The sequence below is a fragment of the Lysinibacillus fusiformis genome (assembly GCF_002845985.1).
Lineage (GTDB): Bacteria > Bacillota > Bacilli > Bacillales_A > Planococcaceae > Lysinibacillus > Lysinibacillus fusiformis_D.
The window spans coordinates 72,472-86,529 of record NZ_PDFK01000005.1; the positions used below are offsets into that span (position 1 = coordinate 72,472).

The 14,058-nt window shown below is 35.9% G+C and carries 18 protein-coding genes; 7 read left to right on the top strand and 11 right to left on the bottom strand.

All coding sequences use genetic code 11. From position 1 onward, the window contains the following. Window positions 1-17: 17 nt before the first annotated feature. Genes CRI88_RS16370 through CRI88_RS16380 form a run of 3 tightly spaced genes read right to left on the bottom strand, consistent with a single transcriptional unit; the run spans window position 18 to window position 3,645 of the window. Complete coding sequence (locus CRI88_RS16370; RefSeq protein ID WP_036127149.1) at window positions 18-1,364, bottom strand: GntP family permease; 1,347 nt, start codon at window positions 1,362-1,364, stop codon at window positions 18-20. Between the two features lie 15 nt (window positions 1,365-1,379). Further along, on the bottom strand, window positions 1,380-2,921 hold the full coding sequence (gene gntK / locus CRI88_RS16375) for a gluconokinase (RefSeq protein WP_101966861.1): 1,542 nt from the start codon (window positions 2,919-2,921) through the stop codon (window positions 1,380-1,382). Further along, entirely contained in the window at window positions 2,914-3,645 is a 732-nt protein-coding gene (locus CRI88_RS16380; RefSeq protein WP_036127145.1) for a GntR family transcriptional regulator, read from the bottom strand. Before CRI88_RS16380 ends, gntK begins: the two co-directional genes overlap by 8 nt. Before the next feature lie 239 nt (window positions 3,646-3,884). Between CRI88_RS16380 and CRI88_RS16385 the strand changes: the two genes are divergently transcribed. Both CRI88_RS16385 and CRI88_RS16390 read left to right on the top strand, forming a co-directional pair. Next, window positions 3,885-4,097: a hypothetical protein gene (locus CRI88_RS16385; RefSeq protein ID WP_058844097.1), complete on the top strand. Its 213-nt coding sequence runs from the start codon at window positions 3,885-3,887 to the stop codon at window positions 4,095-4,097. 181 nt (window positions 4,098-4,278) lie between these two features. After that, on the top strand, window positions 4,279-4,554 hold the full coding sequence (locus CRI88_RS16390; RefSeq protein ID WP_036127166.1) for a hypothetical protein: 276 nt from the start codon (window positions 4,279-4,281) through the stop codon (window positions 4,552-4,554). 66 nt (window positions 4,555-4,620) lie between these two features. Here CRI88_RS16390 and CRI88_RS16395 read toward each other — a convergent pair whose 3' ends face one another. Beyond that, window positions 4,621-5,112, bottom strand: coding sequence for a hypothetical protein (locus tag CRI88_RS16395; protein ID WP_036127141.1), 492 nt, complete (start codon window positions 5,110-5,112; stop codon window positions 4,621-4,623). 157 nt (window positions 5,113-5,269) lie between these two features. On the opposite strand from CRI88_RS16395, the gene CRI88_RS16400 reads away from it, so the two are divergent. The 5 genes from CRI88_RS16400 to CRI88_RS16415 all read left to right on the top strand — a co-directional run bounded on the left by CRI88_RS16400 (window position 5,270) and on the right by CRI88_RS16415 (window position 9,539). Further along, window positions 5,270-5,419: a hypothetical protein gene (locus tag CRI88_RS16400; RefSeq protein WP_230593948.1), complete on the top strand. Its 150-nt coding sequence runs from the start codon at window positions 5,270-5,272 to the stop codon at window positions 5,417-5,419. Window positions 5,420-5,953: 534 nt separating this feature from the next. After that, window positions 5,954-6,148 (top strand): DNA replication complex GINS family protein, encoded by a 195-nt coding sequence (locus CRI88_RS22985; protein ID WP_257982921.1) that lies wholly within the window; start codon window positions 5,954-5,956, stop codon window positions 6,146-6,148. Then, window positions 6,135-6,353: a hypothetical protein gene (locus CRI88_RS22990; protein ID WP_257982922.1), complete on the top strand. Its 219-nt coding sequence runs from the start codon at window positions 6,135-6,137 to the stop codon at window positions 6,351-6,353. The genes CRI88_RS22985 and CRI88_RS22990 overlap by 14 nt, the downstream gene beginning before the upstream one ends. A gap of 383 nt (window positions 6,354-6,736) precedes the next feature. Then, complete coding sequence (locus tag CRI88_RS16410) at window positions 6,737-8,218, top strand: malate:quinone oxidoreductase (protein ID WP_036127138.1); 1,482 nt, start codon at window positions 6,737-6,739, stop codon at window positions 8,216-8,218. 241 nt (window positions 8,219-8,459) lie between these two features. Beyond that, the gene (locus CRI88_RS16415; protein WP_101966862.1) at window positions 8,460-9,539 is read left to right on the top strand and encodes an ankyrin repeat domain-containing protein; all 1,080 of its coding nucleotides are present in this window, start codon (window positions 8,460-8,462) and stop codon (window positions 9,537-9,539) included. Between the two features lie 478 nt (window positions 9,540-10,017). On the opposite strand, the gene CRI88_RS16420 is transcribed toward CRI88_RS16415, so the two are convergent. The 7 genes from CRI88_RS16420 to CRI88_RS16450 form a co-directional block, all read right to left on the bottom strand. Then, window positions 10,018-10,299, bottom strand: a complete 282-nt coding sequence (locus CRI88_RS16420) for a hypothetical protein (RefSeq protein WP_036127135.1) — start codon at window positions 10,297-10,299, stop codon at window positions 10,018-10,020. Beyond that, complete coding sequence (locus CRI88_RS16425) at window positions 10,296-10,955, bottom strand: hypothetical protein (RefSeq protein ID WP_101966863.1); 660 nt, start codon at window positions 10,953-10,955, stop codon at window positions 10,296-10,298. The genes CRI88_RS16420 and CRI88_RS16425 overlap by 4 nt, the downstream gene beginning before the upstream one ends. A gap of 148 nt (window positions 10,956-11,103) precedes the next feature. Continuing rightward, window positions 11,104-11,511 carry a MarR family transcriptional regulator gene (locus CRI88_RS16430; protein ID WP_101966864.1) on the bottom strand — a complete coding sequence of 136 codons (408 nt, stop codon included), beginning with the start codon at window positions 11,509-11,511 and terminating at the stop codon, window positions 11,104-11,106. A gap of 86 nt (window positions 11,512-11,597) precedes the next feature. Then, complete coding sequence (locus CRI88_RS16435) at window positions 11,598-12,629, bottom strand: alpha/beta fold hydrolase (RefSeq protein WP_101966865.1); 1,032 nt, start codon at window positions 12,627-12,629, stop codon at window positions 11,598-11,600. Window positions 12,630-12,641: 12 nt separating this feature from the next. Further along, window positions 12,642-13,259 carry a hypothetical protein gene (locus tag CRI88_RS16440; protein ID WP_257982924.1) on the bottom strand — a complete coding sequence of 206 codons (618 nt, stop codon included), beginning with the start codon at window positions 13,257-13,259 and terminating at the stop codon, window positions 12,642-12,644. Window positions 13,260-13,300: 41 nt separating this feature from the next. Further along, a complete protein-coding gene (locus CRI88_RS16445; protein ID WP_101966867.1) occupies window positions 13,301-13,708 on the bottom strand; it encodes a permease prefix domain 1-containing protein in 408 nt (135 codons plus the stop codon). After that, window positions 13,705-14,034 (bottom strand): PadR family transcriptional regulator, encoded by a 330-nt coding sequence (locus CRI88_RS16450; protein WP_036119488.1) that lies wholly within the window; start codon window positions 14,032-14,034, stop codon window positions 13,705-13,707. Before CRI88_RS16450 ends, CRI88_RS16445 begins: the two co-directional genes overlap by 4 nt. Window positions 14,035-14,058: the final 24 nt, after the last annotated feature.

The following is a 14,058-nucleotide window of genomic DNA, read 5'->3' on the forward strand; positions in this document are numbered from 1 at the left end:
CTCCTTTTTTACATTTCTTAAACGAATAAACTAAGTAATAAAATAAATCCTAAACCAGCTACAGATACAATTGTTTCTAGCAACGTCCATGTAGCAAACGTTTCCTTCATGCTTAACCCAAAATATTCTTTAAACATCCAGAAACCAGCATCATTGACATGTGAAGCAATTAAGCTTCCTGCACCCGTTGCCAGCACAACCAAAGCGAGATTCACGTCACTTTGACCTAACATTGGAATGACTAGCCCTGCTGTTGTTAAAGCAGCCACTGTAGCAGACCCCAATGAAATACGTAAAATAGCGGCAATTATCCACGCAAGTAAAATCGGTGATAAGGTAGTTCCATGGAATAGCTCGGCAACGTAATCCCCAACACCCCCATCGATTAATACCTGTTTAAAGGCGCCACCGCCCCCAATGATTAAAAGCATCATACCGATATGTGAAATGGCTGTTGTACAGGATTCCATTACCTGCTTAATCGGAATTTTTCTGGCTATTCCCATTGTATAAACAGCTACTAATAAGGAGATTAGCATGGACGTACCAGCTTCACCGATGAAGCGGATACCTGCTAAGAGGCCATTATCTTCAAAGCCCATTGTTTTTTGTAGCAGTGTAATAATAGTGGCAAGGGACATTAAAATCACAGGTAATAGTGCAGTGAAGACACTTATGCCAAAGCTAGGGGTATCCTCTAATTCAAATGTTTTTTGTTCACCTAAAGAAGCAATATTCCCAGTTTTGTTGAATGATTCAGGCACTAATCTTTTCGCCAACTTTGTAAATAATGGCCCTGCTAAAATAACGGTTGGAATGGCGATGATAAAGCCATAAAGCAAGACCTCACCAATATTTGCCCCGAATTCACCAGCGATGACGGTTGGTCCTGGATGTGGTGGCAAAAATCCATGTGTGACGGATAAGGCTGCTGTCATAGGAATTCCTAAATATAAAATAGAAACTTTTAATTGTCTTGAAATGGCGAAGACAATAGGGATTAATAGCACAAGCCCTACTTCAAAGAAAAGAGCGATACCGATAATAAAGGATGCGGCTACAACAGCCCATTGGATGTTCTTTTCACCGAATTTGTTTACAAGGGTCATGGCAATGCGCTGGGCACCGCCTGAATCCGCAATTAACTTGCCAAGCATAGCTCCAAGTCCAAATATTAATGCTAAGTGACCTAGCGTACCACCTAATCCTGCTTCAATCGTTTTCACGATGACATCTAAAGGCATGTCGAGAGCCAATGCCACACCAAATGAAACAATGATTAATGAGATAAATGTATTTAATTTAAAGCCCATGATTAAAATTAATAGCGCAATAATACCAATACCTACAATAACTAATGGCATGTATTCTCCTCCTCTTTAGTCGGGCTTAATTAAGCTCCTTTGATAATGAGCAATTGACGCATAATCATCTGCTAACACTCTAGATAAACGAATGAAAATGGGGAGCAATTGTCTATATTCTTTGGCCGCCTCTTCGATTGGGGTATGTTTATAAGTGTCACCAACCATATCAGCGACAACATCAAAGGAATCAATTTTTCCAATCGCATATAAGCCTAAAATACAAGCACCGAGACAGGAACTTTCATAGCTTTCAGGTACTACTACTTCCGATTCAAAAATATCAGCCATCATTTGTCTCCAAATCTCAGAGCGTGAAAAACCACCTGTTGCTTGGATACGTGTGACAGGGCTTTCCATACACTCGAGTAATGCTAAATAGACCGTATATAAATTGTAGATAACCCCTTCGAGAGCGGCTCGTATCATATGTTCTTTTTTATGTGACATTGTTAAACCGAAAAATGAACCACGTACATCTGGATTCCATAAAGGTGCACGTTCACCTGATAAATAAGGATGGAATAGCAGTCCATCAGCACCAGGTCTTACACGTTCTGCAATTTTTGTTAACACTTCATATGGATCAATACCTAGTCTTTTGGCTGTTTCGATCTCAGAAGAAGCAAACTCATCACGAATCCAGCGTAATACCATACCACCATTGTTTACGGGTCCGCCGATAACCCAATGATTTTCTGTTAAGGCATAACAGAAAATTCTACCTTTCACATCTGTTTTGGGCTTATCGATAATAGTACGGATAGCACCACTTGTCCCAATTGTGACAGCAATTTCACCTTCTCTAATTGCGTTAACACCTAAATTGGACAGTACGCCATCACTTGCACCAATGATAAACGGTGTTTGAGGATCAATACCAATTTGTTTAGCTAAACGGACATTACAGTTAGAAAACGATTGCGTTGTAGGTACAAGAGTCGATAATTGTGCTTTCGTAATACCTGCAATGGCTAAAGCTTCTTCGTCCCAATCTAATGTATGGAGATTCATCATACCCATACATGAAGCTAAAGAATAATCCACAACGTATTGATCGAAAAACTTCTTAAAAATATATTCTTTAATGCCAATGTATTTCTTTGTTTTTTGAGCGATTTCAGGATGCTCGTTTACAAGCCAAGTAATTTTGCTTAATGGAGACATTGGATGAATAGGTGTACCAGTTCTTTTATAAACCTCATGTCCATTCCATTCATCTTTAATTTTATGTGCCCATGCCTCACTACGATTATCCGCCCAAGTGATAACAGGTGTTAAGGGTTGATCATCCTTGTCTACAGCAATAACACTATGCATAGCACTACTAAAGGAAACAAATAATAATGATTTGTCAGAATGGACTTTCATAATGTGGGTAATGGCTTGCAGCACAGCTTGAAAAATCTCTTCTGGATTTTGCTCAGCTGTTGAAATATCAGGTGTATATAATGGATACCCAATATTCTCTTGTTGAATAACCTTGCCTTGTTCACTAAATAATACGGCTTTGGTGCTAGTAGTCCCTATATCAACACCTAACATATAGTTAGTCATTTTGTGGCTCAACCCCTTTAGATAGCATTTGCTGTGACCGCCATAGATCTTCTACCTTGCCTTGAACATCATCAAAATTTTCATGTAAGGATTTAATCATGAGCTCTCGATCTTTTGCTCTGATCGCATCAATATACAGCTCATGGTTTTTCACAATACGAGTGAAATCCTCATATTTTTCTTGGAAGCGCATGCGCATAGATAACAAAATAAGGCCTTCCATTACTGGCTTTAAATTATTCCAAATCATCGTCATATAAGAATGATCGATGGAACGAATAATTGCCTCGTGGAACATAACATCCTGATAAGAAAATTCGTCGGCATCGTTATATTTAATGGCAACCTTCATCATTTCTAATGTTTTGCTCAGCTCTATTGCTAAGCTAGTTGTATCCATTTTTATGAGACGTTCAAACACGAATGTTTCAATCAACAGACGAACATCATAAATTTCTTCAATTTCTTTTTCTGATAAACCAATGACAACAGCGCCCATTTTCTCTAATCGAATGATATTTTCAGACGCTAGTATTCTTAAGGCTTCACGAATAGGTGAACGACTTACTTCAAAATCAGCTGCTAGTTTGTTTTCAGAAAGAATGGTACCGCTTTCAATTAAGCCTGAAATAATGCGCATTCTAAGTTCATAGGCTACACGATCGCCTGTTGAAGCTTTAGAAAGCCATTTTTGTGGGTATAAATAGTCCTTAGATTGGCTCATAAAATCACCCTTTTTGATTTTGAGTATACTTGTATACAAGTATTATAGTCAGAAAGAAAATAAGATTGCAAGCGACTTACTAACAATTAGAAATGGAAAAAAGCCTCAACACTATACTTAGCTAAATAAAAAATTTAATGCACATTGTTTTCTTGCTCTATGGACAAACTTGAGAATGAAAAGTTCATAAAACATTTAGTCGATGTTAGAGCTTTTCAAATACTCGATGGAGGATGGTTATGTCAAATATGAAAACAAATCGTAACAATGCAAAAGCAACTGGAACGAGTAGTGCAAACAAATCAAATAAACAGCGTCAAAAACTCCATCAGGAAGAGTTTGGAGCTGAATTTGAGCTTGATGCGTCTTCAGCACAGGTCAATAATTTTGCTGAAACACAAGGGAAAACAGGCATCAAGCAACCTGTCAGTGAACGGACTGCATGGCACTAATTGATATTTGACAACTATTCATGACATTGGGAAAAGAACTAAGGCAGCGGATGCCTTAGTTCTTTAAATATCGCCTGGGAAATATTGTGTTGGGAGGATTATTTACCATACATATTTTCGAATCAATTCATAATACTACATCTAGAACAATGAAATTTTTTAAGAAGGGAAGATGTATACATTGGCTAAACATTCCGATACAAGTTGGAAGCAAGATCATCCTAGTACATTGTTTAGTAACTCAGTGCTAAAGGCAGATCGTTTGTTGAAGCATGCTAAATTACATCCAGAGGAAATAGCGTTAGAGCATGCTTTCAATCAAATAAAGCATGCCGAAAATGCACGTTTCAATGCAGAGCAATATGGTGAACATTTAGATATTGTGCAGCAAAATAAAGAAAGCCTAGAGCAGATTAAACAGCAATTACATGAAATGAAAGATGATATGAATAGGTAATCACAGAGGAAAGCGGCTTAAATTCTCGTAATGAGGTTTAAGCCGTTGCTTATTTCAATGATGAGGTTAACACCAAACAATGATTTCGTATGGTGTGGTTTGGGCAGGAATGCTCCGAGTGGTAGGTCCATAAAAGACAATGAGGTTTCGATTGGCAGGGCTTTTAGAAAAGGGCTGCCCATTTTTAAGCGAGATAACAGTAGTAGGAGAAAGGTTTAATTGCAATAGGCCATCACTACTTAGCAATTGATGATTAAAAAAATCTACCTTTACATTTTGATAGTTGCTATCTTTAACAATAATTAAAGCACGATATTGGGGTGGATAAATCATTGGTACAGGTGCATCCCCATCATAATAGCCTGTGACCCATTCCCCTGTCGTAACGATTTCATGATGAACAAAATAAGTAGAAGGAGAAATAACAAAGTTGACGACCCCGCCAGCTCCATCTTCTAAGGTCATCATTTTATAACAACCTTCCTTATCCCCGTTTTGCCCTACTGGAAAATCACTGATTTGTGTGACGACACCACGAAAAGATTTAAAATTGACCATAGTCATTCCCTTCTTACATAATTCTAAATTGTACCGTATCATTTTAATGTATGTAGTATAGGAAATTTAGGTGACAGGCAGTAACTAGGGATTACTATTTTTTATGAACCCATCTATACTGAAAATGTTTACTATAAAGCTAGAGGAGTGGAATCTATTGAAGTGGATTTCTAAAAATAAGAAAATCTTTCTGTTTTTAATTTTTGCTGTCATTGTTATTGCTGGTGTACTCGATATTAAATATGAGGGATTATTCTTTCAGCTATTACCTACATCAATACAAACATTTTTAGCTGATTTATTCTAGCATGTTGAGAACCGTACCTAAAAGAGTGCGGTTTTTTCATTAGGATAATTTTTGCCCCACATGCAACCAATTAATTAAAACAGAAAACGTCATTATGGATTTTCTGTTGTTTGAATAGTGTAGAATAAAAAATGACATAGCAAAAAGGAAGTCCATGATCAATGGACAAATGGACATTAGCACTTGAAACATTCTTGAAAGATTGGAAAGATCGAGGGGATGTCGTAGGAGCACTAGTTTGTGGGAGTTATGTTACAGGGTAACCCTCAAAACGCTCTGATATCGATATACATATTATTTTGGCAGATCATGTGGAGTGAAAAGAAAGAAGCAATCGAGTAGTGAATGGCTTTTTAATTGAATACTTTGCGAATCCACCAGCTCAAATTCGAAAGTATTACCAAGAGATTTTAATAGACGGAGAACCATGTCGATGTTGCAATTTAAAACAAGTAGAATAGTATTTAATTATACTAGAATAATAAAAAAACTAAAAATTTGAAGCAGAAGAGTGGCTCAAAAAAATATAAAGTAATGAATAAAACAGTAATAGAAATAAAAAAATATGGAGTATGGAATGCACTGGATAATTTAAAGGACTGTTATGAGCAAGAGAGAAAAGACTTTAACTTTACCTATCATAACGAATTAGCAAATTTGTTTATGGAGTACTGTCAGTTTTTGAATGTAGAAATAGTTCCTTCTTGTCAAATCTATGCCCTATCTTGAAGATCCAATCTATTTTCAAAAATATAGTAAGCTAGCATTTCTAGATGTGGCTTTTAAAAACATGTTTGTCCATGCAATGCAGGAGGACAATGCACAACAGATGATGACATTATATGAAGCATTAGTCGATTATGTGTTACTGCAAATGAGTGGTTTTCATAGTGATGGTTGGCATATTGAAAGCCCAATCGACAGTGTATCTTGAAGAATAGGGAGCTAGTTCAAAAACAAGACGGGCGGCCTATCGCTATGTTATTATAGAGATATAATAATAAAAAGAATCTATTTTTTATGAAAATGTCAACCATTTTTAGGGCGAATATTCCATAAAGCTTAAAAAAACCAAGTTTTAACTAGAATAAAAAGTTGTTTTTTTGCTTGAGTTATGAATGGAAAGGCTCGAAAAAAGCTGATAACTCTCATATAAATAGTTGATATTTTATTCTTGAACTAATTGTGATAAACTGCAATAAGGTAATAATTGATACAGAAATGGTGTGCTCCAAGGTTGCTCCATGGCTTACAGTACTTCTAAAGCGGGAGTGCTAACATCCTTTCTGCAAATCTTAACATATAAGGAAGGTAAAAATGAGTAACAGACAAATTAAATCAGATGTTATCTTAATTGGTGCCGGAATCATGAGTGCAACTTTGGGAACATTGCTCAAAGAATTAGCACCAGATTGGAAAATTACAGTGTTTGAAAAGCTTGAGAAAGCAGGCGAAGAAAGTTCTCACGAATTGAACAATGCGGGAACTGGACATGCTGCATTATGTGAGCTGAACTACACTTCAGAGAAAAAAGACGGATCAATCGATATCAAAAAAGCGATTAATGTTAATGAACAGTTCCAAGTTTCAAGACAATTTTGGTCGTATCTTGTAAACAATAAGCTGATCAATAATCCACAAGACTTCATTATGCCTTTACCACATATGAGTTTAGTACAAGGGAAAGAAAATGTTGAGTTTCTAAAGAAACGTCATGAAACGATGATAAAAAATCCTTTATTTGAAGGAATGGAATTTTCTAATGACCCTGAAACACTAAAAAAATGGATTCCACTTATTATGGAGAATCGTCCAGCGGGTGAAGACATTGCTGCAACAAAAATTGACACGGGTACGGATGTTAACTTTGGTGCTTTAACACGTATGTTAATTGACCACTTAAAATCCAAAGATGTGGATGTTAACTACAACCATAGTGTTGAAAGTTTAAAACAAGCTAGTGATGGTTCATGGGAAGTACGTGTGCATGATTTAGACGGCTGTAAAATGGAATATCATTCAGCAAAATTTGTCTTCCTTGGAGCTGGTGGAGGAAGCCTAGAATTATTACAAAAATCAGGTATTCCTGAAGGGAAACATATTGGTGGGTTCCCAATTAGCGGTCTATTCTTAGCATGTAATAATCCAGAAGTGGCTGAACAACATCATGCAAAAGTTTACGGAAAAGCAAAAGTTGGTGCTCCACCAATGTCAGTTCCGCATCTTGATACACGTTATATTGATAATAAGAAATCATTACTATTTGGACCATTCGCAGGTTTCTCACCTAAGTTTTTAAAAACGGGTTCCAATATGGATTTATTTGCTTCTGTAAAACCGCATAATATTACAACATTATTAGCGGCAGGCGTGAAAGAGATGGGATTAACAAAATATTTAATCCAACAGCTTATGCTTTCAAAAGAACAACGTATGGAAGAGTTACGTGATTTCATTCCAAATGCGAAGAGCGATGACTGGGATATTATCGTAGCTGGTCAACGTGTACAAGTTATTAAAGATACAGAAGCTGGCGGCAAAGGAACACTCCAATTTGGTACAGAAGTTGTAAGTGCTGCTGATGGATCGATTGCAGCTTTACTTGGAGCTTCACCAGGTGCGTCTACGGCTGTGCATGTTATGCTTGAAGTTCTTAATAAATGTTTCCCTCAACATATTAAAGAGTGGGAAACAAAAATTAAAGAAATGATTCCATCTTATGGTTTATCATTAGCAGAAAACCCAGAGCTTCTAAAAGAAATTAATGCAACAACAGATAAAGCTCTTTGTTTAAAATAAAGGCAATTCATATAAGCGTTTAAGACAGGCCCTCAATCTATTCAGGATTGAGGGCTCCTTTTATTTTGCAAATATCTTTTCCTGGGAAATGTCTAACCTAGTTGCTTTTTTAATAAATGAACCTTGAAAATGAATATAAATATCAGTTGTTATTGATTAAACTGTAGTCCTATTTCCTGTTGTTTTGTAAGTAGTTGTTTTCTATACTCTTTATAAATGTATGAAGGAGGCCAATCTAAAGATGATTAAGCTACAAGACATTGGAACATTTAGGGAAATACCGGAGCTTGCAATGCATATCTATGCTGGAGATTTAACTGCGTTGCAAGAAGCCAAGGATAAAGGCTGGAATATTGAAGAGGAAATCCATTTAAGTAAGCATACATCATTAAGCCCATTGGATTTAGCATTAATTGCACAGCAATTTGATGTAGTAAAACTATTAGTTGCGTATAACGTAAATTTAAATGTTAAAAAGAATCCAGCTTTTTTACGAGCTGTTCGTTATTGTAAGGAGGAAATAGTGCGTTACCTTGTTGAACAAGGCGCAAAACTAGATGGACATAATCAAGTTGGCTCTGGAGCTTATTTACAGGCATACTATGGAAATAAAAGAAATATCCCGCTTATTCATGAACTCGGACTTGATGTGAAAGAGTATGGAGGGGCAGTATTACGACAAGCTGTATCTGATTTTGATAAGAAAACAGTCAATTATTTACTTGAACAAGGAGTAGATATTAATTACCAAAAGCCTGACATGGTCTATCCCTATGGAGCAACACCATTAACAGTTGCAACACGAATGGGCAATATCACTATGGTGAAATATTTAATTGAACGAGGTGCAAGTATCACTTTAACGGAGAAAGATGGGCAACGCCCTTATACTATTGCACTAGGTATGAAAAATAAGGAGCTTGCCAATTATTTAAAAGCACTCGAACCTATAGAGCTTCATTCGATAGAGAATAAAAGGTGTGCGTTACAAAAATATAAATTACCAAAGGAATTGCTTGATTTTCTGACAGGTGATCAATTGCATCTCAAACTTGCACCAAATGATTATGACATTCACTATATCGATTTTTTTAACCTAACGGATACAATTGAGATGAAGTTTGGTCAACAAAAGCTGCTTCTTCTTTCAGCCAATGTCGACAATTATTCTGATTTACAAGTAGTTTGGAACCCGGAAGGTGAGGGACAAGTTGGATGCTATGATGTGGAGCATGAGGAATATGCAGATTTATGCAATTTCACAGAGTTCCTAGCTAAGCCTGAGTTCTATCTTATCCAATTTCTTGAAGGGGAACTTTAGTAATATTGCGTCCATGGTTACTTTCTGAATGGGGATAGGACAGGAAAGATAATTTTCACATGTATTATCATACTGTTCATTATTTATATGTGAGGGCAAAATAAACGATTTTGGAGTATCTCTTTTCATTTTTATAATGAATGTCATATTCCCAATTGTACCTAATCAAGAAAATACGATGTATGGCTTTTATATAGGTTCATCTTGTGGTTGTCAGTATCATATTTGTGATTTTGCCCATTGGTGCTGTTTTCGCTGGATTGCATCTCCTAAGTTACTACTTACAAGTTTTGCTATTTTTCTCTATTTACTATGTCTTCTATTAAAAATGTAAAAAGGCATATTCCATTAAGAATACGCCTTTTTCTAAAACTAGTAACAAATATTAATTCATGACTTTTATTGTCAATCCTCGGAGTTCCAATTGTGCCTGAATACACTAGATTAACGAAAATGGAAGATTGTTTAATCATGTTATCTAAATTCGAAGCTTTGATAAACAAAATACCATAGAGCGTTTGATATAGGTGGCACAAAGGAATAGTAGTACAGCTACTAGCAGTGCTAGGGGGATGCTGAATAGAATTGGGAGGTCTACATCATACCAGATGCTCATTTTAATTTGATCTAGTCCGAATGTTCGTAACATGCCAGCGAGTATAGATAGAACAGCACTTACAAGTAAGCCAATGTAAAGAACGGATAAGACAACTAGGGCTAATGAGCAAAAAAAGGCTTGTAGCATTTTTAGGAATGTCATTCTTTTTCCCTCCGTATAATGTGGTATACCTTTGCGTTTGAAGCAATCGTATAATCATCTGTATAGTAAAGCGTCTCAATTAGACAGTTTTCTCCCACTCTAACTACTTCGCCGTCAACAATGTGTGCATCTGTATACGATAGTTGCAGTTGTTTTCCTTTGATTGTATGGCAACTTAACCTTTTCTTAAATAATGGAAGAAGTGTCACTCGATCTTTTTCTATCACTACATTGTCCGCTAGTAGCTTGCTAATTTCACTTTCCCCCGATAATTTCAACTGAAAATGATTAGCCACTATTTCTTCAGCTTTTACTACACCAATAGCGTCGAACCGTCTGCTCTGTAATTTCTCCTCAATTATGAATTTCCCAGAACTATTGATCTTGTGGACACATCCATTACGTATTTGAATGTTTCCAGCGTTTGTTAGTTCTTCGATCTCACAATAATCCTTTAATGTGCATGAGCCTGAACTGTTAAATACCTGGGCAGTAACAGAGCAATAAAAGGAGCTATGACCATGAGTGGACACCTTTTTTAAGTGTACTTCTTGATGTAAAGCTACAGCTCCTCGAATATTTAATTGCTCATACCCAGTATCCAGATGTTTAATGCGACCATTCGTTAGTGTTAGCGTACGAAGTTTTTGAAACATAAAAAATCACCTCATTTTAATTTAATTAATATATATTTTAATTATTAAAATATATATTAATTAAATTATATGCATCTCCCTTTTGTCAAGAACAAAAGAATTCCCTAAAATTTGAGCAATAAAAAAAGGATTTCAATTTGTTGAAATCCTAAAAAATATTATTCATTAATTGATTTACTTCACGTAAGATGTTAGCCATGTCTGCCAGTTTATCCTGAGAAAACTTTAAGAAAATTTCTTGGACCTTCTGATCACCATTATTGGTTAAAGCCATTTTGACAACACGACGATCATTATTTTCTCTAATTCGTTGAATCAGCTCTAGCTTTTCCAGCTTATCACACATGGAAGTTACAGCTCCAGGTGTTACACTAAAGAAGTCAGCGATTTCTGTTGCCTTCATTCCATTATTTATTTTTAGTTGCAGAAGTAAAATCAATTGGTTTTGTGACAATGCTTCCCCTTTAGTTAAAAGTTCCACAAACATTTTTGATTTTTGCTGAATGTCCAGCATTTCTTTCATAATGATTTCTACATTGTGTAGACTATCTGCCATATAATCACGTCCATTAAAATATTTAATAATTAAATTATATAGCAATTAAATAAATCTTTCCAAGCATAGAATAGCTCTTAAAAAATTTATTGTTTAAAAGTCACACGCATCCATTCAAAAAATCTATCTTTTTCTTCGAACTGTGGGTAGTGTGCAGAGTGTTCGTATGCTATAAATTCTTTTTTCTCGGCATCTATTTGGTCGAAGTATTTTTTAGCGGTATTCGATGATGTTTGATAGTCGTAGTCACCCATTACAAAATAGAAGGGGAGGTCTAGTCTATTAACTTTAGTAGGTAATGGATGTTGCATGACCTCTTTTAATAATGCTTCTTGAGATAATGATAGGCCTTTGTTGTAGCGGATCATATCCAATAAATTATATTCTGCACTGAATAGCATTCCTAACATATTGCCGTCAGGGTTATCAATGTTTCTTGTGGCTCCTCCATATTTATTTACGTAATGGCGGGGTGTAAATGTCTTACCCTTATTAATGTCTTCCGTTAACCTTTGTAAATATACAACATCTTCTGTGTTCCCTTTGAGTTGAGCCTGTAGGATGGTGTACTGTAAACTATCCATTTCACTTTCAATGGTATTACTCATTTGACCAATACCAATGTAGGCTTCATATTTTTCAGGAGCTTTAGCAGCTGCTTGTGTGGCAATATATGTACCATAGGAATGACCGATTAAGATGATTTTTTCTTTGTCTAGGCGATTAGCTATATAATCAGTCAGTGCTAATAAATCCTCCACAAGCAGGTCAGATGAAAGATTAGAATAGTCCTCGAAAAAATGATAGGATTTCCCGCTAGCCCGTTGATCGTAATGGACCACGGTAAATTCGGTTTCCAGCAAATCTTGATATTTTTTGGCATAGGGGATTTCAGAACAGCCAGGTCCACCGTGGACAAAGATGATCACAGGATTATCTTTGTTTTGCCCACGTATCATAATTTCATGGTCACTGTCGTTAATTGCTACCTGCTCTAATGTACTAATGCTATTAGTTCCCTTTATAGATGATGTCCATGTTGGGAATAGAAGTGCTAGTAAAAGTAAGGAGCTCATGATAATGACAAGATATTTGACGAATTTTTTAATAGCTTTCATAGAATCCCTTCTTTACATGCGTTTCGTAAAGGTAGCTTGATACATTTTTCTTTTATACACATAAAAATACATACTTAGCGGCCACCATAGCGTAACAAAAATAGGGTAGATCGCCCATATAACCGTAGGTGAAGAAACGACGTTAACAATAATGAAAAAGATACTAATTAGCAATGAAGCTGTCACGGAGAATGCTACAAACGTTTTCCGTTGAGCATGATATAAAGCTAGAGGCCACCACATAATTAAAAACGCGGGATAAATCGCCCAAGGATATTGAGGAGACAGCATGATATTCAGGAATGCATAATAAATAATTGTGGAAGCACAGCCGATGAGTGCTGTTTTTAAAGTTTTTGCTTTTTCACCTAAGTACATAAGAATCGGCCACCAGATAATTGGATAAATAGCATAGATAAACCATAAATGATTTGGTGCATATAAATAATTTTCAACGATAAGAAATGCGATAATCATTGCACTACAAACGATAGAGTATTGTTTATACATTTTATTAGACATAAAAAATAGCGTAATTGGCCATAGCAAGAGCAGCAGGCAAGGATATATAAACCACATTGTTTGCGGTGATGTCGTGTAATTGACGATCCCTAAAAAAATCATGGTCATCAGGCTCCCGGCTAAAGAAAAGTTAATAAAGTTCCTCATGTTCATTCACCCCATTTCTTACGTGACCATACAAAGTACATTGATAAAGGCCACCAAAGTATTGCGAAGATTGGATAGATGGCCCAAACTGTATGTGGAGTGTAATAAAGATTAATAAAGATAAAAAATGCAATGATTAAGCCACTCCCCCAGATGGAAAACTCTAAATTTAGTTTTTCCATGTTTTTCTTAGCAGGCTCCTTAACACCCAATTCCTTTTTCAAATCTTCAATATCTCCGAATTCTACAATCGCCTTATTGATGGCATCTTCTTGTTCCTTTCCTTGATCCATCAAGTAAAATACTTTTTCTTCAAGATTTTCAATGATTTCTTGTTTGACCATTTCAGTCTCGTTATTACGAGGAATATCCTTAAAAAGCTCATCAATATGGTTTTTTATTCTTTTCATTCAAAGCCCTCCATAAATAAATCGATTATTTCCTTTACTTCTGACCATTCTTTCACTAACTCATTTAAATAGGCTTTACCTAATGAGGTAATACGGTAATACTTTCTTTTGCCTCCATGTGAAACATCGCCATAATAGGCTTCAATAATTTCCTTTTTCTCCAGACGTTGAAAAACGGCATACAAAGTTGCTTCCTTGATTTGAAATCGATTGTTTGTACGGAGACTTATTTCCTGAGAAATTTCATAGCCATAACGATCTTTTTCTGAAATTAGCCGTAAAATAATCGAATCCAAATGTCCTCGGATAATATCACTGCGAACCATAAGTCACCTACTTTATTTATTGCT